Source organism: Listeria rocourtiae subsp. hofi, from assembly GCF_963575615.1.
GTDB classification, from domain to species: domain Bacteria; phylum Bacillota; class Bacilli; order Lactobacillales; family Listeriaceae; genus Listeria_A; species Listeria_A hofi.
This window is the reverse complement of sequence record NZ_CAUYTL010000012.1, coordinates 1-19696: the sequence shown is the minus strand read 5'-3', so window position 1 is coordinate 19696 and position 19696 is coordinate 1. Positions and strand designations below refer to the sequence as shown.

The 19696-nt window shown below is 39.2% G+C and carries 22 protein-coding genes; 17 read left to right on the top strand and 5 right to left on the bottom strand.

Going from position 1 to position 19696, the window contains the following annotated elements; genetic code table 11:
- Positions 1-18 precede the first annotated feature (18 nt).
- From sufB to R8925_RS07180, 7 genes are all read left to right on the top strand, one after another.
- Complete coding sequence (sufB, locus tag R8925_RS07210) at positions 19-1413, top strand: Fe-S cluster assembly protein SufB (protein ID WP_430535213.1); 1395 nt, start codon at positions 19-21, stop codon at positions 1411-1413.
- 336 nt (positions 1414-1749) lie between these two features.
- Positions 1750-2238, top strand: a complete 489-nt coding sequence (locus R8925_RS07205) for a hypothetical protein (protein WP_430535212.1) — start codon at positions 1750-1752, stop codon at positions 2236-2238.
- Positions 2239-2316: 78 nt separating this feature from the next.
- Positions 2317-3000 carry an ATP-binding cassette domain-containing protein gene (locus R8925_RS07200; RefSeq protein ID WP_430535211.1) on the top strand — a complete coding sequence of 228 codons (684 nt, stop codon included), beginning with the start codon at positions 2317-2319 and terminating at the stop codon, positions 2998-3000.
- Positions 2945-3919: a hypothetical protein gene (locus tag R8925_RS07195; RefSeq protein WP_430535210.1), complete on the top strand. Its 975-nt coding sequence runs from the start codon at positions 2945-2947 to the stop codon at positions 3917-3919. The genes R8925_RS07200 and R8925_RS07195 overlap by 56 nt, the downstream gene beginning before the upstream one ends.
- 413 nt (positions 3920-4332) lie before the next feature.
- Entirely contained in the window at positions 4333-6207 is a 1875-nt protein-coding gene (locus R8925_RS07190; RefSeq protein WP_430535209.1) for a glycosyl hydrolase family 18 protein, read from the top strand.
- 186 nt (positions 6208-6393) lie between these two features.
- Positions 6394-7482 (top strand): excinuclease ABC subunit UvrC, encoded by a 1089-nt coding sequence (gene uvrC / locus R8925_RS07185; protein ID WP_430535208.1) that lies wholly within the window; start codon positions 6394-6396, stop codon positions 7480-7482.
- 103 nt (positions 7483-7585) lie between these two features.
- Positions 7586-9826, top strand: coding sequence for an ATP-binding cassette domain-containing protein (locus tag R8925_RS07180; RefSeq protein WP_430535207.1), 2241 nt, complete (start codon positions 7586-7588; stop codon positions 9824-9826).
- Positions 9827-9867: 41 nt separating this feature from the next.
- Here R8925_RS07180 and R8925_RS07175 read toward each other — a convergent pair whose 3' ends face one another.
- Positions 9868-10158 carry an antibiotic biosynthesis monooxygenase family protein gene (locus tag R8925_RS07175; RefSeq protein WP_430535206.1) on the bottom strand — a complete coding sequence of 97 codons (291 nt, stop codon included), beginning with the start codon at positions 10156-10158 and terminating at the stop codon, positions 9868-9870.
- A 56-nt stretch (positions 10159-10214) separates the two neighbouring features.
- On the opposite strand from R8925_RS07175, the gene R8925_RS07170 reads away from it, so the two are divergent.
- The 4 genes from R8925_RS07170 (at position 10215) to R8925_RS07155 (ending at position 12402) form a co-directional block, all read left to right on the top strand.
- Complete coding sequence (locus R8925_RS07170; RefSeq protein WP_430535205.1) at positions 10215-10619, top strand: DUF6157 family protein; 405 nt, start codon at positions 10215-10217, stop codon at positions 10617-10619.
- A gap of 17 nt (positions 10620-10636) precedes the next feature.
- Positions 10637-11482, top strand: a complete 846-nt coding sequence (locus tag R8925_RS07165; RefSeq protein WP_430535204.1) for a DUF72 domain-containing protein — start codon at positions 10637-10639, stop codon at positions 11480-11482.
- A 565-nt stretch (positions 11483-12047) separates the two neighbouring features.
- A complete protein-coding gene (locus tag R8925_RS07160) occupies positions 12048-12233 on the top strand; it encodes a hypothetical protein (RefSeq protein ID WP_430535203.1) in 186 nt (61 codons plus the stop codon).
- A gap of 46 nt (positions 12234-12279) precedes the next feature.
- Entirely contained in the window at positions 12280-12402 is a 123-nt protein-coding gene (locus R8925_RS07155; RefSeq protein WP_430535202.1) for a hypothetical protein, read from the top strand.
- Positions 12403-12441: 39 nt separating this feature from the next.
- Here R8925_RS07155 and R8925_RS07150 read toward each other — a convergent pair whose 3' ends face one another.
- Positions 12442-12816, bottom strand: a complete 375-nt coding sequence (locus tag R8925_RS07150) for a DUF1634 domain-containing protein (protein WP_430535201.1) — start codon at positions 12814-12816, stop codon at positions 12442-12444.
- Positions 12817-13656 (bottom strand): sulfite exporter TauE/SafE family protein, encoded by an 840-nt coding sequence (locus R8925_RS07145; RefSeq protein WP_430535200.1) that lies wholly within the window; start codon positions 13654-13656, stop codon positions 12817-12819.
- A 150-nt stretch (positions 13657-13806) separates the two neighbouring features.
- Between R8925_RS07145 and R8925_RS07140 the strand changes: the two genes are divergently transcribed.
- From R8925_RS07140 to R8925_RS07125, 4 genes are all read left to right on the top strand, one after another.
- On the top strand, positions 13807-15183 hold the full coding sequence (locus R8925_RS07140; protein ID WP_430535199.1) for a bifunctional metallophosphatase/5'-nucleotidase: 1377 nt from the start codon (positions 13807-13809) through the stop codon (positions 15181-15183).
- Complete coding sequence (locus tag R8925_RS07135; RefSeq protein WP_149024253.1) at positions 15180-15458, top strand: YutD family protein; 279 nt, start codon at positions 15180-15182, stop codon at positions 15456-15458. Before R8925_RS07140 ends, R8925_RS07135 begins: the two co-directional genes overlap by 4 nt.
- A 27-nt stretch (positions 15459-15485) precedes the next feature.
- A complete protein-coding gene (locus R8925_RS07130; RefSeq protein ID WP_430535198.1) occupies positions 15486-16250 on the top strand; it encodes a TIGR01457 family HAD-type hydrolase in 765 nt (254 codons plus the stop codon).
- Between the two features lie 73 nt (positions 16251-16323).
- On the top strand, positions 16324-17631 hold the full coding sequence (locus R8925_RS07125) for a hemolysin family protein (protein ID WP_430535197.1): 1308 nt from the start codon (positions 16324-16326) through the stop codon (positions 17629-17631).
- 23 nt (positions 17632-17654) lie between these two features.
- Here R8925_RS07125 and R8925_RS07120 read toward each other — a convergent pair whose 3' ends face one another.
- Positions 17655-18155, bottom strand: a complete 501-nt coding sequence (locus R8925_RS07120) for a phosphatidylglycerophosphatase A family protein (protein WP_133621027.1) — start codon at positions 18153-18155, stop codon at positions 17655-17657.
- 43 nt (positions 18156-18198) lie between these two features.
- The gene (locus tag R8925_RS07115) at positions 18199-18435 is read right to left on the bottom strand and encodes a NifU family protein (protein WP_430535196.1); all 237 of its coding nucleotides are present in this window, start codon (positions 18433-18435) and stop codon (positions 18199-18201) included.
- A gap of 580 nt (positions 18436-19015) precedes the next feature.
- Here R8925_RS07115 and R8925_RS07110 point away from each other — a divergent pair.
- Together R8925_RS07110 and R8925_RS07105 are read left to right on the top strand one after the other, a co-directional pair.
- Positions 19016-19339 (top strand): YuzD family protein, encoded by a 324-nt coding sequence (locus tag R8925_RS07110; RefSeq protein ID WP_036073652.1) that lies wholly within the window; start codon positions 19016-19018, stop codon positions 19337-19339.
- 18 nt (positions 19340-19357) lie between these two features.
- Positions 19358-19591: a YuzB family protein gene (locus R8925_RS07105; RefSeq protein WP_430535195.1), complete on the top strand. Its 234-nt coding sequence runs from the start codon at positions 19358-19360 to the stop codon at positions 19589-19591.
- Positions 19592-19696 lie beyond the last annotated feature (105 nt).

The window sequence follows — 19696 nt, the reverse complement described above, 5'->3', positions numbered from 1 at the left end:
TAAAGGAGGATCTTTACTATGACTGAAATTCCAGAAATGGGCGAATATAAATACGGATTCCATGATAAAGATACATCTGTTTTCCGTAGCGAACGCGGTTTAACAGAAGATATCGTGCGCGAAATTTCAACAATTAAAGAAGAACCGCAATGGATGTTAGATTTCCGTTTGAAGTCTTTAGAACAATTTTATAAAATGCCGATGCCACAATGGGGTGGCGACTTATCTGAACTGAAATTTGAAGATATTCGCTATTACGTCAAACCATCTGATCACACAGTAAATGATTGGGATGAGGTTCCTGATGAAATTAAACGCACATTCGACAAACTTGGTATTCCAGAAGCAGAGCAGAAATATCTTGCCGGAGCTTCTGCACAGTATGAGTCTGAGGTTGTTTATCATAACTTGAAACAAGACTTAGAAGATTTAGGAATAGTCTTTAAAGATACTGATTCAGCACTTAAAGAAAACGAAGATATTTTCCGTGAGTATTTTTCAAAAGTAATCCCGCCAACCGATAATAAATTCGCTGCACTTAACTCTGCTGTTTGGTCCGGTGGCTCATTCATCTATGTTCCAAAAGGCGTTAAAGTGGATACACCGCTACAAGCTTATTTCCGCATTAACTCGGAGAATATGGGACAATTTGAACGTACACTGATTATCGTGGATGAAGGCGCAAGCGTAAACTATGTAGAGGGGTGTACTGCACCAGTTTACACAACGAATTCGCTTCACTCCGCAGTTGTTGAAATCATTGTTAAACGCGATGCCTATTGCCGTTATACTACAATTCAGAACTGGGCGAACAACGTATATAACCTAGTAACGAAGCGTACTTTCTGTGATGAAAATGCGACGATGGAATGGATTGATGGTAACATTGGCTCTAAATTAACGATGAAATATCCGGCAGTTCATCTTCGCGGAGAAGGTGCACGCGGTATGACGCTTTCTATCGCAATTGCTGGTAAAGGACAGCGCCAAGATGCTGGAGCAAAAATGCTTCACTTGGCACCAAATACATCATCAACTATCGTCTCTAAATCAATATCCAAACAAGGTGGTAACGTGACGTATCGTGGAATCGTTCACTTTGGCCGTAATTCAGCTGGTTCTCGCTCCAATATCGAGTGTGACACACTAATTATGGATAATGCATCAACGTCCGACACAATTCCGTACAACGAAATCTTGAATAGCGATATCTCCTTGGAACACGAGGCGAAAGTTTCTAAAGTATCTGAGGAACAACTATTCTATCTTATGAGCCGTGGCGTAACAGAAGAAGAAGCAACAGAGATGATCGTCATGGGCTTCATTGAGCCATTTACGAAAGAATTGCCAATGGAATATGCAGTCGAAATGAACCGTTTGATTAAGTTTGAAATGGAAGGTTCGATTGGATAAATACCATACATCAATATGCACAATGGTGTTAATTGAGAGCAAAAATAATTCTGCAAAATGTTTTAAATCTAGAGTAACCTGCTGATTTTGGGTTACTCTTTTTTTAATACTTTTGATGCTATGAAAATATGCTCTTCAAGCGGTCTCGATTTCCCCATAAATAAATGGGATTATAAGGGCTTTACTTATCTTAAATATTCCCATTATAAATTTGAGTATTAGGCAGAAAATGTTATTATAATTAAAATGAGTGAAATATTTAAAAAATACTTTATTTTATCTATTTTTAATGATACAATCAGGTTGTTAGATAACAACAAAGGAGGAGTAATTGTTATGACAAAGAAAAGTTTTATTTATGTACTTGCACCCCTAATTATGTTTACGCTTACATTTATATCTTCAACAAATGTAAGTGCTACGGTTACCGCTTCGGATTCCACCCAAACATTTTTAAAGGTCACAAGCATTCCGACAGCCGATGATGAATCATCTGGTGCAAGGGCGCTAATGACACGCGCTATATCAAAACCCAAGTATTATAAATATCAGTGGACTCGTGGAAGCAAACCACTAATGTACGTTAGAGATGTTATTCATACAAAAGAAACTTCTTCATACGTAAAAGAAACCTCTAGATACCAACAATCGGGATACATATTACCTTATTATGCTGCACATAAGGGACTAAGTCGGAGTTCGTCTGGTACTAGATGGATTAAGTATCAATCTAAGAAAGTAATGTCTATTAAATACCCTACACCTTGGGGACAAATGACTTTAATTAAGAATAATTTAGTTGATTATCGGACTGTAAAAAATTAAGAATTAAGCAATCACCTATTGGATAATCCAATAAGAAAAAGCTAGTAAGTGCTAGCTTTTTCTTAGAAGGAGGCAAAAATGATTAATATTAGTAATCTAACTAAATATTATAATGAGCAGCAAGTATTAAGAAATATAAACTTGCATTTTGAAAACACGGGATTCTATTTTTTTCTTGGAAAGAATGGAGCAGGAAAGACAACTTTTTTTAAATGTCTTACTGGCTTCGAAAAATTCACTGGAGAAATTAAAGTAGTAGGCGAAATGGAATCGGCTAATTTTTTCGGAGTTATGTTCTCCGATCTAATGTTATACCTAAACCTATCTGGAGAGAACTGTATACGGACACTGTGTATCAAGCCATTGTCAGAATCTGAATGGCAGTTTGTGAGAAGTTACTTTGATGAAGCTAAGTTAAAGAAGCGAGTAAAAAGCTATTCTTTAGGGCAGCAAAAGCTACTTACATTGCTCATTCTAATTGTCAATGATGCGATGGTTCTAGTCTTAGATGAAGTATCTAATGGATTGGATTATGAAACGGCTAATAGTATAAAAGGGCTGTTATCAGAGCTGAAAAAAGATAAAATCATTTTAAGCTGTGGGCATCAATTTGAATTTTATGAAGGCATAATTGATACTTTGTACGTATTAAATAATGGAGAAATCAATGAGGTGAAAGACGAAACACATAATTTGGGAGGAGTATATGAAAAATATATCGGCAGTCATAAAGCAACAATTAAACTACCAACTAAAAGCTAAGTATTTTTCGGTTTTCCTGATTGTCATTGTGCTCTTATGTAGCATTGCTTCTATTTCCCAAGTAGCCTCCTACAAAGAAAGTGTGACTACAGTAACACGTGATTTAGAAGAGGTACAAAAGAGTGATAGTCAGCTAAATTTAGAGGATTTTTTAAAGCAAGATGTTAATGTCACGTACACGGAAGGTGGCGGGCAGCAGGTGGATAATTATATTAAATATGATTTTTCTAAAATGGTAGCACATTATAATGCCAGGCAACCCCTGAATGCGTTTAACCAGCTCTTTACGTCGATTGGCTTTGTCTTTTTCCAATTGATGATAGGCATTTACGGCATATTTTTAGCGTACACAAATATTAAATATTCTGCAGATAAGTTTCTTATTTTACAGTATGGTAAGGCATCCTACTTTTTTGGTCAAATACTAGCAGGAATGGTGAATCTAGGCATTGTCTTGGCACAAATACTTGTTTGCGCCCCCATTATTCAGTGGCTAGTTAATCTATTAGTCCCTATAAAAACACCATATTTATCTTATTTACCAAATAATCAAGTGCTATTTGTAAATAAACTACCGATGGAACTGATAACTATGTTTGTTATCGGAGCTGCATATGTAGTATGTATGTATTGTTTTACTACGCTAGTCAAAAATCAAACAATCCCGCTGCTAGTGATTTTTGTGTATATGCTCATTTTACCGAAATTAGGAGCATATGATTTCAAAAATATCACCTTATATTCTATTCAAAAAGTTTTTAATACATCAGCAGCAAGCCTTGATATGGTACCGGCAAAAGCTATAAACATGCCGATTGCGATTGGCAGCGGTATCCTATTTCTCTGTGTATTATTGGCGGGGACGTTTTGGCTGGACAAAGAAAGGGGATTCTACTCTGGCTATTTTAAAAAGCAATAGCAACCTAATAGACGTCATGATTCATAAATAAGCTATATCGGCAGTGTTTCGATTTTGAGACAAACATCCATGTCAGCAGTGGCCTTTATAGAGGCATGAGCATGTTTCAATATATGAGAAGAAAGAATCATTACGCTAGTGTATTGGTAATTAGATTTCAAAATTGACATTTATATAACTTTCTTCTAATATAAGTACATGGGAATTTTTGATAATAATTTTATGGAAGCGTATTCTTATTTAGGGAATGAGAATATATGTCCGCATACTAGCTAATTAAAACAAAGATGATTCCCAAGCAGCATGGAAGAAACCTAGTGAAAATAGAATGATGTGAGAGGGGGATTTTTGAGGGAATAGCATCAAAGTATCCAACCATGGTAATAAGAATTATTATATTAGGGGGATTTTTCATGACCAAATCATTGAAAAGAAATATTTTGACAGCAGGCTTAGCTCTCATTTTACTACTCACTTCTATAATCGCGTTTACAACACATGCATCCGCTGCATTAAACACACAGCTTAAACCACACGTAAACATAGGTTATTGGCTAGGCGGTAATGGTGGCTCCAAAAAAACATTGGCTCAAGCAAGTTCAGGATGGGATGTTATCAACGTTTCCTTTATTGAGACGAAAGGTAACTATTACACGCCAAATCTATCCATGGATCTCTCAGCAGTCTACTCAGGCACAGAGGCTCAACAGATAGCCGCGTTTAAAGCAGACATTAAAACACTACAAGCACAAGGTAAGAAAATCGTCATTTCTTGCGGTGGACAAAATGGTGTTGTTCATATGGATAACACTGCCCAGCGTGATACTTTCTTGAATGGTGTTAAAAATATTATTAATGAATACGGTTTCGATGGCTTCGACGTTGATTTTGAAGGCAGTTCCATAGCTGTTATGAGCACGGACAAAATTGGCAACCTGACATCACAGCAATCCATAAACCTTGAATATTTACTACGCAATTTGAAAACTACTTACGGACCTGACTTCATTATTTCTGCAGCTCCTGAGTACTGCTATGTTCAAAATGGCGCTATTAGTACTGGAAATGGTGGAGCGTTTCTACCGGTTCTTAACGCCGCGCGTGATATTTTGACCTATATTCACCCACAATACTATAACGGTTTCAATGGCGACTTTGCTTGGCTACAACCATCAGCAAATGCCGGTGCACCTTTTGCACAAGTTTACTCTGCAGAAGGATATACTCGCCTTTCTGAGATGCTTATTACGGGATTTGTAACGATGGATAAAGGAACTTTTGCAGGGTTAAGACCGGATCAAGTTGCTTTTGGAGTTCCGTCTACTACCGGTGCAGGTAATGGTGCACAAAGCGTTTCTGTCTATGCATCAGCCCTAAATACGCTACTTGGCAAATACCCTACTTACCGTGGAATTATGACATGGTCGATTGGTTGGGATGAAGCGAACGGCAACAACTTTGTAAACACGATTGCGCCAATTATTAAAGCTGCAAATGATGGAGACCAAACGTCACCAAATGCTAAGGCTCCAACAATCTCTAGCCAACCTACTGACAAAACTGTAAAAATAGGTGAGACTGCGGATCTAACAGTTGTCAGCTCTGTATCTAAAGGGACGCTTAGCTATCAATGGTATAAAGCTGCTAGCAAAGTGAACACTGGCGGTACAGCAATAAGCGGTGCAACAAGCACAACTTATAATGCACCAACAAGCGCAGAAGGTACCAATTATTACTACTGTGTTGTAACAAATACGGATAACAGCGCGACAGGTACCAAGACAGCAACAACGACAAGTAATGCAGTATCTGTAGTCGTTAGTAACACAAGCAATGCCGCAATACCTACTATTACTAGCCAACCAACTGATAAGTCGGTTACTTTGGGGGGGACAGCATCGCTTTCAATTGGAGCTAATGTACCACAAGGAGCACTTAGTTATCAATGGTATAAGGCTTCTAGTAAGGTGAACACTGGCGGTACAGCAATAAGTGGCGCAACAAGTGCAACTTATAATGCATCAACAAGTGTGGTAGGGACAAGCTATTACTATTGCATCGTAACCAACACAGATAGTTCGGCGACAGGAACAAGCACTGTATCGAGCAATGCAGTGACAGTAATAGTAAGCTCATTACCAGCTGGAGATACATGGAAGGCTGACGCTATTTACGTTGCAGGCGATACTGCGATATACCAAGGAAAAACTTACAAAGCGAAATGGTGGACACAAGGAGACGTTCCTGGTGTAGGTGAATGGGGCCCGTGGGAACTAGTTATACAGTGAGATAAGCTAGCTTGAAATGCAATAATAATCGCAGAGTCTTTTTCTGAAGTTCGATGTTAACTTCTCTAAAAGGCTCTGTTTTTGTCTAGCCGAGACGATGAATACAGTTGGCTGTTTAGCAAACTTTACAAAAACGCTAGCAAAGTCTAAAATGAAAGAGCCGATGCACGTTTTGGAGGTGTAGCTGTGGAGACAGAGTTAAAACAAAAATTAAAAACATTACCTGAATTACCCGGTTGCTACATATATCGGGATAAAAAAGGTGAAATTTTATATATTGGGAAGTCTAAAAATCTAAAACAACGTGTGAAATCTTATTTTACGAAAAAGCAGATGGGAAAAACTGCGCGTTTAGTTCATAACATTCATGATTTTGAGCTGATTATCACGGATACGGAACAAGAGGCTCTAATGCTTGAAATGACGCTTATTATGAAGTATCAGCCACCATTTAACGTCATGTTGAAAGACGAAATCCAATACATCTATCTCAAAATAACGAACGAAAAAAATCCACATCTCGAATTGGCGAAAGAAATAGCAAAGGATGGCGCGCATTATTTTGGCCCATATACTAGTCGCTACAAGGCAGAAGAAACACTGGAATTGCTACAGAAAATCTATCCTTTATGCCATTGCAACGGGAAAAAAGGTCGTCCCTGTTTTTACTATCATATCGGCATGTGTATTGGACCATGTGCACGGGATGTCGCAAAAGAAGAATATGAAGCTCAGATTAACAAGATTACCAACTTTTTAAATGGTGGGTATCGGGATGTGAGAAATGAAATTGAAACTCGAATGCATCGTCAAATAGAGAATCTAGAATTTGAACGCGCAAAGGAAAGCCATGAAATGTTGCATGTTCTAGAGCGCGTGACAGAAAAGCAAAAAATATGGCCACGTGATTTTTATCATCGAAATCTGATGAATTTTGTCGAGCATGACCAATTTTGTGCTATTCAGCTGGTTTTTGTCCGGAATGGAGCTATCGTTGGACGGAGCTCTAAAGTTTTCGAGTTTGTTGGCGAGGTGAATGACATGATAGAAAGTTTTCTCATGGCTTTTTACAATCATCCAAATCATCTGCGTCCAAAAGAATTACTAGTTCCAGATCAACTAGACGCTAAATTATTAGCACAATCTTTGGATATAAAGGTGCGAATACCAAAAAAAGGCGAGAAAAAAATACTATTAGAGCAATTACAAAAAGATGCACAAACAGTTCTAGATGCTCATTTAAAAATGCTTCATTACGCGGAAAGAGAAAGATGAATAGTTTACTTGACTCAGCATTGATGAATCAACTATAATGTAAAGCTGGGCTGATTTCAAAAACTTGATTTCGGCCTAAATGTATCTAATGAGGAGGAGTTTCATGAAACAGGAATACATCGAATTAATAGGTGCACGCGAAAATAATTTGCAAAATGTCTCACTCAAAATACCTAAGCGGAAAATCACTATTTTTACTGGGGTGTCTGGGTCTGGAAAGTCTTCTATCGTATTTGGAACGATTGCAACAGAGTCACAAAGACAATTAAATGAAACGTACAGCAATTATATTCGGAATTTTCTGCCTAAATATCGCCAACCAGATGCGGATCGAATTGAGAACTTGTCAACATCCGTTATTATTGACCAAAAGCGATTAGGCGGTAATTCACGTTCAACACTCGGAACAATCACAGATATTAATCCGATTATTCGTCTCCTTTTTTCAAGAATTGGGAAGCCGGAAATTGGTGGATCGAACTTATTTTCATTCAATGATCCGGCCGGGATGTGTCCGGATTGTCATGGACTTGGTCGGAAAGTAACACTTGATTTAGATAAATTCTTAGATAAAACCAAGTCGTTGAATGAAGGCGCGATTTTATTTCCGACTTTTGCAGTCGGAACGTGGTATTGGAATTTGTATTCATTTTCTGGTTTTTTTGATAATGACAAGAAGCTTGAGGATTATACAGCAGAGGAATGGGATAAATTTCTATACGCGAAAGATATTAAGTTTAAAATTGATATGCCAACGGGTGAAATGAATGCTACGTATGAGGGGATTATTGAGAAATTTGATCGGCTTTATATTAATAAGGACGGTGAAATGGGAGAATCAACAAAGAAACGCGTCGAGTTGTTCACCTCAGAGGTACATTGTCCAACATGCGATGGGACGAGACTTTCTCAGCAAACGCTTAGCTGCAAAATAAATGGGTATCATATTGCGGATTATACGGCTCGACAAATTGACGATTTGATTCCAATTCTTAAAGAAATTACAGATTCAGTTGCAATGCCGATGGTAGATAGTATTGTGGAGCGATTGCAACATTTGATTGATATTGGGCTAGATTATGTGAGTTTGGATCGGGAAACGACAACGCTCTCTGGTGGGGAATCGCAGCGAATTAAGATGGTTCGTCATTTGAATAGTAGTTTAACGGATTTGCTTTACATTTTTGATGAACCGAGTGTTGGACTGCACCCGCGAGATGTTCACCGTTTGAACGAGCTACTCCAAAAGCTCCGAGACAAAGGAAACACCGTGATTGTAGTAGAACATGACCCTGATGTGATTAAGATTGCCGATCACGTTGTGGATATTGGCCCCCATGCTGGAAAAAATGGTGGACAGATTATGTTTGAAGGAAGTTATGAGGACTTGCTTCAATCGGATACATTAACCGGGAAGCATATGAACAATAAAGCAGAAATAAAAGCAATGGTACGTGAGGCAAGTAGCAGTTTGCCAATCATTCAAAGTTCTCTTCACAATTTACAAAACGTCCGTGTATCGATTCCAAAAGGTATTTTGACCGTTGTAACTGGTGTTGCCGGTTCTGGAAAAAGTACGCTCATCAATCAAGTATTTTTAAAAGAAAATCCAGATGCAATCGTGATAGATCAATCTGCCGCACATGCTAATGTTCGCTCGAATTCCGCAACTTATACAGGCATCATGGACACGATTCGCAAATTATTTGGTGAAACAAATCAGGTGAGCCCATCTTTGTTTAGTTACAATTCCAAAGGCGCGTGCCCTGAATGCAAAGGGCTTGGCGTCGTGTCGATGGATTTAGCATTTATGGAAGCTATTAGAACATCGTGTGAAGCTTGCGGTGGGAAACGTTTTCAAGAAGAAATTTTGCAATATAAAGTAGCTGGCAAGTCAATCAGTGATGTGTTGGAAATGACTGTCTTGGAATCATTGGATTTCTTCCAGCTTAAAAAAATCACGAAAAAACTAGAAGCTATGCGTGATGTTGGCCTTGGCTATATTGCGCTAGGACAATCGCTGAACACGCTATCAGGAGGGGAATGTCAGCGGTTAAAACTCGCCAATGAGTTGCACAAAAAAGGGAGCATTTATATCATGGACGAGCCGACAACTGGGCTTCATATGTCAGATATAACGCATATTATGGAAATCATGAATCATTTAGTGGATAAAGGAAATACGGTGATTGTGATTGAACATAACCTAGATATCGTGAGAAAAGCTGATTGGATTATTGATCTTGGTCCAGAAGGTGGGAGTAAAGGTGGCAAAATCTTATTTGAAGGCACGCCACAAGATTTAAAGATGTACGGGAAATCTATAACTGCTCGCTATATCTAAAGCTGAACTTGAGGGAACTAGTCCCCTCAAGTTTTTTAGTATTAAATAATTCGTGTAAAGTGCTTCACTTTGGGGAAAGGGTTATAATAATGATGGAGGAGCTTTTTCCAATCTTCATAAGCATCCGATGTTCGAAAGCCTTCTGTATGAGCTTCTAATGTTTCCCACTGAACGAGTAATAAATATTCCGTTTCATTTTCTAGGCATTGATGTAATTCATGTTGGATATAACCAGGCATGGAACTAATAATTTCTGACGCAGTGGAAAAGTCCCGCTTGAATTGATTTGTATCGCCTTGTGTGACATGCAGTAGAGCGCTTTCTAGAATCATGATAACATTCCTCCTTTTTGCTATTGTACAATAAAAATTAGAAGTAGGTGCAAAAAATGAATTTAAACTATTATAATACCTTTATCTTGGTCGCAGAAGACAGTAAAGCTGATCATGGTATAATTCCAAATACGAAACGGCCAAATAAAACGGTTGGCGAGATTCAATTTGAACTTTTAAATAGTCATGATTATAAATATACGCAGGAGGAAGTGCTGTTCGAGACGCATATGTTGCATAAAAATATTCCAGAGGGAGCACGTGAATCAGAAAGAGCAGCTTTTTTTGGGAAGAGTCAGGCCTGTATGCGGACGTCGCCATTGGGTAAGCGATACGGATGGGGGTTGCATTTTAATCAGGATGGTTATGTGAAATTGGTGGCGGTGGATAATCCGGAATATTTGAAGTTGGCGAATCAGAAGGATTTGATGATTACGCGAGCAATGAAATCTAAACGATAGAGAGGGGTAGTTTTGCAATGATAACGATTGGACTGACGGGATGGAGCGATCATGAAACATTGTATTCGAGCACGAGTAAGCACAAACTAGAGGACTATGCAGGAAATTTTCCGATGGTGGAAGTGGATACGAGTTTTTATGCGATTCCTTCACCACTTACGACGGAGCGATGGGTGGAAAGGACGCCAGAAGAATTTTCATTTGTCGTGAAGGCTTTTCAAGCGATGACAAAGCACAAGGAATGGCAGCAGTATTATGATTCGGAAACAGAGATGTACCGTCGTTTTATGGATGCGATTGCGCCAATGAGTGAAAGTGGGAGACTTAAAGCGATTCTATTTCAATTCCCGCCATATTTTGGTTGTACGAAAGAAAATGTAACTTACTTACGAGCAATTCGTGAAAAAATGGGAGACTTGCCACTTGCCATCGAATTTCGGAATAAGACTTGGTATACGGAGACGAATACGCCACAAACGCTGGCTTTGCTAAAGGATTTAGGTTTTATTCATACGGTTGTTGATGAGCCTCAAGTTGGAAATGGTAGCGTACCGATTGTATTGCGGGCAACGAATGAAGCGATGACTTTAGTGCGTTTGCATGGGAGAAATAGCGCGGGATGGATGAAAGCGAATAGTCCGGAATGGCGCGAAGTTAGGACGCTTTACCGTTATAATGAAGAGGAAATCAATTATTGGGCAGAAAATATTAGACATTTACAAAAACATTCCAAAGAAGTGATTGTGATTTTTAATAATAATTCTGGCGGGGATGCAGCGGATAATGCGAAACAACTTCAAAAAGCATTAAATATTTCCTATGAAGGGCTTGCACCAATGCAAATGAATTTATTTGATATATGATTTTCGAGGAGTACGGGACAAAACTCATTTTCATACAAAATAAGCAAGGTATCACAAATCCTTTTTTTCGAGTAGGATGTGAATCTTGCTTGACACAAATCGAGCGAAAGCGTTTGTATTCAGGGGATTTTGTGGAAGCCGGAAGCGGAGTGTACGACTGTACATGAGAACCGGAAGTCCGCCAAATTCCTGAATGCGAGCGCTTGTCGCCGGTTTATTTTAGGTTATGTCTCAGACCCCTTATTGTGCGTTTTTAACATGTACAGTGCTGTAGAAAAATTTCTAATCCTTATTAAAAAGCTTTTTCACTCTTTTTGAGTAAATCATTTGATAAACGTTTCTAATTGTGTTGCTATAGAGAGACAAAATAAAAGGAGAGATAAATATGACGAGAAAAAACAATACACATACCGTTCCTCCGACATTGGACAGGATTATAGTTTCTAGTGAATTAGACATTTTGAATAAACTGAGGGAATCACAAGAGGATAAGCAAAATAATCGTATGGTTACTTCAAGTATTGGTTGGTCAAAGTTGAGAGCTAATAGTAAGCAGGTTTAGTATATGAGTAGTAATATTCAAATAGAGTGGTCAGATGCTTTTCAGGAGGGTGTAGCCTCTATTATTCATTATTTGGATTACCAGTATTGCAGTGTGAGGCAGAAGGATAAATTTTTTGAGAAGCTTATGAAAGTTGAGTCACGATTAACCATTTTTTCCAATGATGGGAGTGGTTTTACAGGATTCTAAATATTCTCGTGAGTATCGTAAGGTTAGGATTGGTAAGGCCTATCTAGTGTTTTATGAAGTGCTATTGGACAAGAAAAAAGTAGTGTTGCATCGAATGTTGGCACAAGAGCAGAATTATGATGTATTAATTCGAGAAGAAATGCCGATTTATAACAATGAAAAACAGTAGTTTAGCTCTGATTTAATGGAGCTTAACTACTGTTTTTGGTTACTCTTTAGTGCCAATTAGGAAACTGATTGCTAAAATGATGAGAACGATTGCTGTTATTGCAACGTACAGGTAATCCTTCTCTTTTAAGAATGTGGCAAGGGATACTAAAACGCGTAGTACGGGGGTTAAAATAAGGCAGAAAAGCCCGAACATAATAATCGCATACGGTTTGAATTCGCCAATTCCGGTAAAAATATCTGTCAGTGTTGTTGGATAGGTAGTTCCAGGATAACCGCTTGTCCCGGTAAACATCAGAAGTAATAGGCCGATGAGAATAACGGCAGCGCTAAGTAGAACACCAATACGTAGTAATCCACTAACAACAGCTTCTACACGGTGCATTTCTTCGCCACTTGTTGATTTATCAATCATTTAGATCCACCCCAATCCTTCTAAAATCATTTGTAATGCTACGTAAATCAAAACAGGAATAAATACGAGGCGAATGACTTTACTTTTTAGTCTTTGCATAATTCTTGTGCCGATTGTTGCTCCAACTAGGACACCGATTGCGACAGGGCCAGCAATCATCGGATCGATATCACCGCGGAATAGGTAAACGGTGGCACTTGCTGCTGCTGTGACGCCCATCATTAAATTGCTAGTTGCACTAGAAACTTTGAGTGGCATTTTCATGAATACATCTAATGCCATAACTTTAAAAGCACCGCTTCCGATACCGAGTAGGCCGCTAGCAATCCCAGCTCCGTACATAACACTAAATCCTGCAGGGACATTTGCGACTTCATAATCTATTTGTTGACGTAGCGCTTTATCATAATAGGTATCGTGAAGGCGTAGCTTTGTTGCAATTGGGTCAGGCTTCACGTTTGTTGGGAATTCAGAACCGACTTTTTTAATCATAGTAATGGCGGAGTATAGAAGTAGAAGTCCAAAAATCATATAGAGCGCTGTGGCAGAAAGGAGTCCACCAACAAATGCTCCGGTGATGGCGCCAAGTGTAGTTGCGATTTCAAGAAACATGCCGACACGTAAATTGGTGATACGATCTTTTATGTAAGCGATAGCTGAGCCACTACTCGTTGCTATGACGGAAATAATACTGGCACCAATAGCATATTTAATATCGATGCCAAATAGAAGTGTAAGCGCGGGTGTGACGATAATTCCACCGCCAAGGCCAAGTACAGAGCCCAGCACGCCTGCAAAAACAGCAATAAGTAAAAGTGCAAAAATTTGATAGATATCCAAGGAATAAGCCCCTCCTTTATTATATATTGTTCATCATACGCCTTTTTGTGATAATTGAAAAGGGACATAAGGAACAAAAATAGTTTTGTGACGTGTCAAAAGCAACCATTTAGGCTACAATAGAAAGAGAAGGAAGAAGGGGATGTTATCATGAAACGTTTAACGATTTGGCATACAAATGATATTCATAGTCACCTGGAGAAATGGCCACGCATCTTTACTTTTTTACGCGAAAAACGGTTGGCGATGCAGGGTGATTTATTTTTTGATATTGGCGATTTTATTGATCGTATGCATCCATATACGGAAGGTTCGATGGGGCAAGGAAATGTATCCTTGTTAAACGCTTTGCCGTATGATGCGGTGACAATTGGTAATAATGAGGGCGCGGCACTTGGACATGAAGAATTGGCGCATTTATATGACGATGCAGTATTTCCAGTGGTTTGTTGCAACGTGTATGAAGATCAGGCGCAGACGGAGCTAGCGCGTTTTGCGAAGGGTCATATTTATATTCAGCAGGAAGGTGTCAAAATTGCGATTATTGGCGCTACGGCTTGCTTTACAGAATATTATGAGTCATTAGGATGGGGAATTGAAGAGCCGATTCAAGCGATTAAACGCGAGGTTAGTAAGGTTCAGGCAGATGTTACGATTTTGCTTAGCCACCTAGGTTTGCCATTAGATGAAAAAATTGCAACGGAAATACCGGAAATTGATCTTATTTTAGGCGGGCATACACATCACTTGTTGGAACATGGTAAAGAGGTCGATGGTGCTTTGCTTGCTGCGGCTGGCCGTTGGGGCGAATATGTAGGAGAAGTGACGTTAGAATTCGATGAAGTAACAGGGGGATTGTTGTCAAAACAAGCGCGTGTGCATGCGGTCGCGGATTTTCCAGCTCCTGTGGATGAAGAGGATCAGATTATGGCTTTTCAAGAACAAGGCGAGGCAGAATTGAGTCAAAAAGTAGTTGCACTTCCGCATCAGTTAGAGCATAATTGGTTTAAAAGCTCCGAGATTTCAGAATTATTTCATGAGGCAGCTTGTGAGTGGACTGGTGCAGATACGTTCTTGACGAATGCGGGTATTTATATGACGGATTTGCCAACAGGAGTTGTGACAGCATATGATATCCATCAGCTGTTGCCACATCCACTAAACTTTATTGTGCTTTCGATGACGGGCATCGAGTTGGAAGTTTTAATTCAAGAGATTGCAGAAAAAGAGTTGGAATTGCGAGATATACCATTACGAGGCTTTGGCTTTCGTGGAGAAGTTTTTGGATCGATTTTGACGAAGCGGATGACATTTGATGTAGCATTGAATGTGGCTTTGTGGGATGGTGCTGTAATTGACCCCGATAAAATATACCGTATTGCGACGCACGATACGTTTGTTTATGCGCCATTTTTCCCGATTATTAAACGGGTGGCAGTAAAAGAAGTATACACGCCGGAATTGTTGCGTGATGTGATGACTTGGAAATTAAAAGAAAAGTACGGCGAAGGAGGTCAAATGAAATAATGATTACGATTCAGAATACAACATATGAAATTATTGAGGATAACCGGGAAGCATTTGATGAAGAGGCTTTAACGGAGCGATACAGCGATATTTTAGCGCGCTATGATTATATTGTTGGGGATTGGGGTTACGATCAGTTGCGATTGAAGGGTTTTTTTGACGACGACAACAGAAAAGCAACATATGATACAAAAATAAGTACGTTAAAAGAGTATTTATATGAGTATTGTAATTTTGGGTGTAAATATTTTGTGATTAAAAAAGTAGTGAAATAGGCGGAGCAAGGAAAGAGGTAAGTAGTAGTGAAATATGATGGGTATTTAATTGACTTGGATGGGACAATGTATCTTGGAAGTGAACCAATACCAGAAGCGCAGAGCTTTATTGAGAAGTTGGATCAGGCGCACATTCCATATTTGTATGTTACGAATAATTCTTCAAAAACACCGGAACAGGTAGCGGCTACTTTGCGAAAATTCGATATTCCAGCGACAACGAATCAAGTTTTTACGACATCGCAGGCGACGGTTCAGTTCATGTTGGAGCAGGTGAACCGAAAGAAGAGGGTTTATTTAATTGGTGAAGAGGGCGTTAGACACGAAATCCAGAAGGCTGGTTTTGAATTGACGTCTGAAAACCCTGATTTTGTAGTGATGGGAATTGATCGTGATATTAACTACGAGAAATTGGCAACTGCAACGATGGCAGTTCGAGCGGGTGCAATGTTTATTTCGACAAACGGTGATGCCGCAATTCCGACTGAGCGAGGCTTACTACCTGGCAATGGTTCTATCACATCTGTTGTGACGATAGCAACGGGTGTGAAGCCGGTTTTTATCGGAAAACCAGAAGCAATTATCATGGAGCAAGCAATCGCAAAACTTGGCGTGAAGAAAGAGCGTGTTATCATGGTTGGTGATAACTATGAAACGGACATTTTAGCAGGAATCCGATTTGGTATCGATACGTTGATTGTGCATACTGGTTTTACCTCACCAGAACAGTTAGCAACGAAAGAAGTACAACCGATTCATCGCGTTATGAATTTGTCAGAATGGGAATTATAAGAAGACATAAATGAGGGCGGGTACTGATTTTTGGTGTCCGTTTTTTATTAGTAAGCGAGAGAGGTGCGGAGATATGGTGGCATTAAACGATATTTTTGTTGTTTTTCTAATTATAATGACGGCTTTTTTTGTGGCGAGTGAATTTGCAATCGTTGCAATAAGAAAACCTGCTGTGCGTCAACTTGTGAAGAGTGGAAATCCGCGTGCGAAATATGTGGAAAAAGTGACAGCAAATATGAATGACTATCTTGCCGCCTGTCAATTGGGAAACACGCTCGCAGCTCTTGCTATGGGATGGGTTGGGGAGGAAACGATGCGTGGCTGGTTGCAACCGCTTTTTGATTTGCTACCGATACCCGCTTCGATTGAGGGGCCAGTCTCAATTTTTGTAGCGTTTATCTTGATTACGTTTTTGAATGTAGTTTTAGGCGAATTGGCACCGAAAACGTTCACGATTCATAGCACAGAAAAAGTAGCGATGTTTATAGCGCGACCACTAATTTGTTGGTACTACATAACTTTTCCACTCAATTGGTTGCTCAATCGCTCGGCAAACTTTATCACGAGAATGTTTGGTGTGAAATCAGGGAATGAGCATATGGACCGAATAACGCCCACGGAGCTGAAAATTATATTTGAGGATAGTTATCAGCAAGGGGTATTGAATCCGCAAGAATTCCGCTATATGCAAAATATTTTTAAGTTAGATGATATTCCGGCACAGGAGGTCATGATTCCACGTACGAAAATGATTACGATTAGTAGATCGGATTCTGTGCAGGATTTATTAGAAATGACGGCGCAAGAGACGTATCATATTTTTCCTGTGATGGAAGGACGGGACAAGGATTACATTATTGGTATGATACAAGTAAGTGTTGTGATGGCAAGCTTGGGGCGCGATTTGGCAATTTTAGATCAACCAATTGAGAAATTCATGACGCCAGTAATGCAAGTTTTTGAAGGGATGAAGTTACAGGAATTATTGATTAGAATGCAACAAGAAGGGGCGTCTTTTGTTATTTTGATGGATGAATACGGTGGGACATCAGGGTTGGTCACGTTGGAGGATATAATGGAGGTTATTGTTGGGGACATGGAAGAGGCAACATCTCCAAAAGGAATTAGAAAAGTCGCGGAAAACCATTTTGTTATACAAGGCAATGAGCCATTGGTATCTGTTGAGGAAGAGCTTGGAATCGAGCTAAATAGTCCTGGCGTACATACGCTTTCAGGTTGGTTATTATATCAAAAATTTGATTTGGAAACAGGGGATTTTTTAGAGGAATCCGGATGGCGTTTTACAATTCAAAGCATAAATAAAAATTCAATTCGGCAAGTTGAAATTACAAGCATAGCTAAAGAAACATCGCAGGAATAAGTTGCGACGTTTCTTTTTGGTCTTTATTGTACGATATCATCATGATAACTGTGCGCCAACCTACTTGCAGCAGCTGCAGCAATCGCGCCCACAATATCATCAAGAAACGTGTGGACCTGCTTGCCATCATGTTCATTTAATTTTTCTAGGATACCAGGTTTTACTTTATCAATGTAACCGTAATTTGTGAATCCGATAGAGCCATAAACGTTGACGATAGAGAGGGCTAAAATCTCATCGACGCCATACAAGCCTTCATCAGCACCAATGATATTTTGAAGCGGTTGGACAAGCTTTCCTTCTTCCGCTAGGACATCCAGTTGAATCCCCGTTAAAATCGCATTTTGAACCTCACGTTTACGCAAAACACGTTCCACATTCTCGCGACAAATATCAAGGCTTAACGCGGAATGATATTTTTTTTGCAGGAATAGAACTAGGTCGGCGATATCATCGATGGTAACTCCACGTTCTATGAGCCATTCTCTCGCTTTTTTTTCTAATTCACTTTGTTTCTCGACCATTCGTATCTCTCCTAACTCAAACAAAATCGATATCAGCTTTCTTTTAAAAAACTTGAACAACCTCTTTAAAACCCATTACTCTTTCAGATAAGGTGAGTTCAATTCCCATTTTTAAAGTCATATCAGAACTAGGGCACGTTTCGCAAGCCCCCAATAAACGAATTTTTACAATGCCGTCTGGTGTCACTTCAACAAGTTCATAGTCGCCACCATCTCTAACCAAAAACGGTCTAAATTTCTTAAGAGCAGTATCCACTTCCGCATACATTTCGCTATTCATGGCATTCGACTCCTTCCTAACTGTGAATAATTCTCACTTACACTCCTATTATAACAGCCTTAGCAAAAAAAGAAAGGGATAGTGTTTGGGGAGCAATGATGATTATGGAGACGGACGTACAGCAGGAAATGTGAAATATGTTTTAAAATTCAACTAGAAAATTTATATACTGAAAAATCGCCGAGCCAATCTTTCTGCGTAAGACGAAAATTGTGCTTCACCCAAATCGAACGCTTGCCGCCGATTTAACTGTAATATACTTCTATACAAAAGGAAATGCCCCGTCCCTAAGGCTCAAGAAGGGACGAGGCAAGTTTATATAGTCAGATGGGTAAATCTGACTAAAAAAAGGGAGTGTTACTTTTATGTTAACCGTGTGGATTAAGCACGGTAACAAACAATAAAATCAGTGTCCTTAATGCACTGCTTGAACGCACTAAAGTAACTATAGGTAAGTATAATATAGACAGAATAAACTGTCAACAAATACATGTCTAAATAATTTCATAATTCAATTAAGAAACCGGTTTACTCGCTTTTGAAGCCCGTATTTTGTAGAATGAAAGAGAGGTGAGCAAAGATGGAAAAAGAAGCGAAAATTTTTGTTTATGGATCGTCTAATATCTGTGCTAGTTGTGTTGGGTCTCCATCTTCTAAAGAAACGGAGGAGTGGCTCAGAGCAGCGATTGGTCGCAAGTTCCCTGAACAACCTTTTCAAGTGGAGTATGTTGATATTTTTGCCCCACAGGAAGAAGCGGAAATGAAGCGCATCGCGAAAATGATTGTAGAAGAAGACTATATGTATCCTGTGATTGTGATTGACGGCCGTGTTATAGCAGAAGGGAATCCGCGTCTGAAGGATATTTATGCAATGATGACAGATCGTGGTTATCAACCAGCATAAATTGGATGGGAGGTAATCATGAATCCAATTGTTGAATTTTGTGTAAATAATTTAGCTTCAGGTGCGCAGGAAGCCTTTGATAAGTTAGATGCAGACGCGAGTCTGGATGTGATTGAGTATGATTGCTTAACGTACTGTGATTTATGCGCTTCTTCTATGTTCGCGCTGGTGGATGGTGAAGTGGTGCGAGGAGAGACACCGGAAGACTTAGTTGCTAATATTTATCAATTTTTAAAGGATAATCCATTTTAACAGAAAAAAGCTAATTCCAAAGAGTATGTGATGTGCACCCCAAAAGTTAGACCAAAAATCTAACGTTTGGGGTGTTTTGCTGTGGCAAAGTATGATGCATCATTT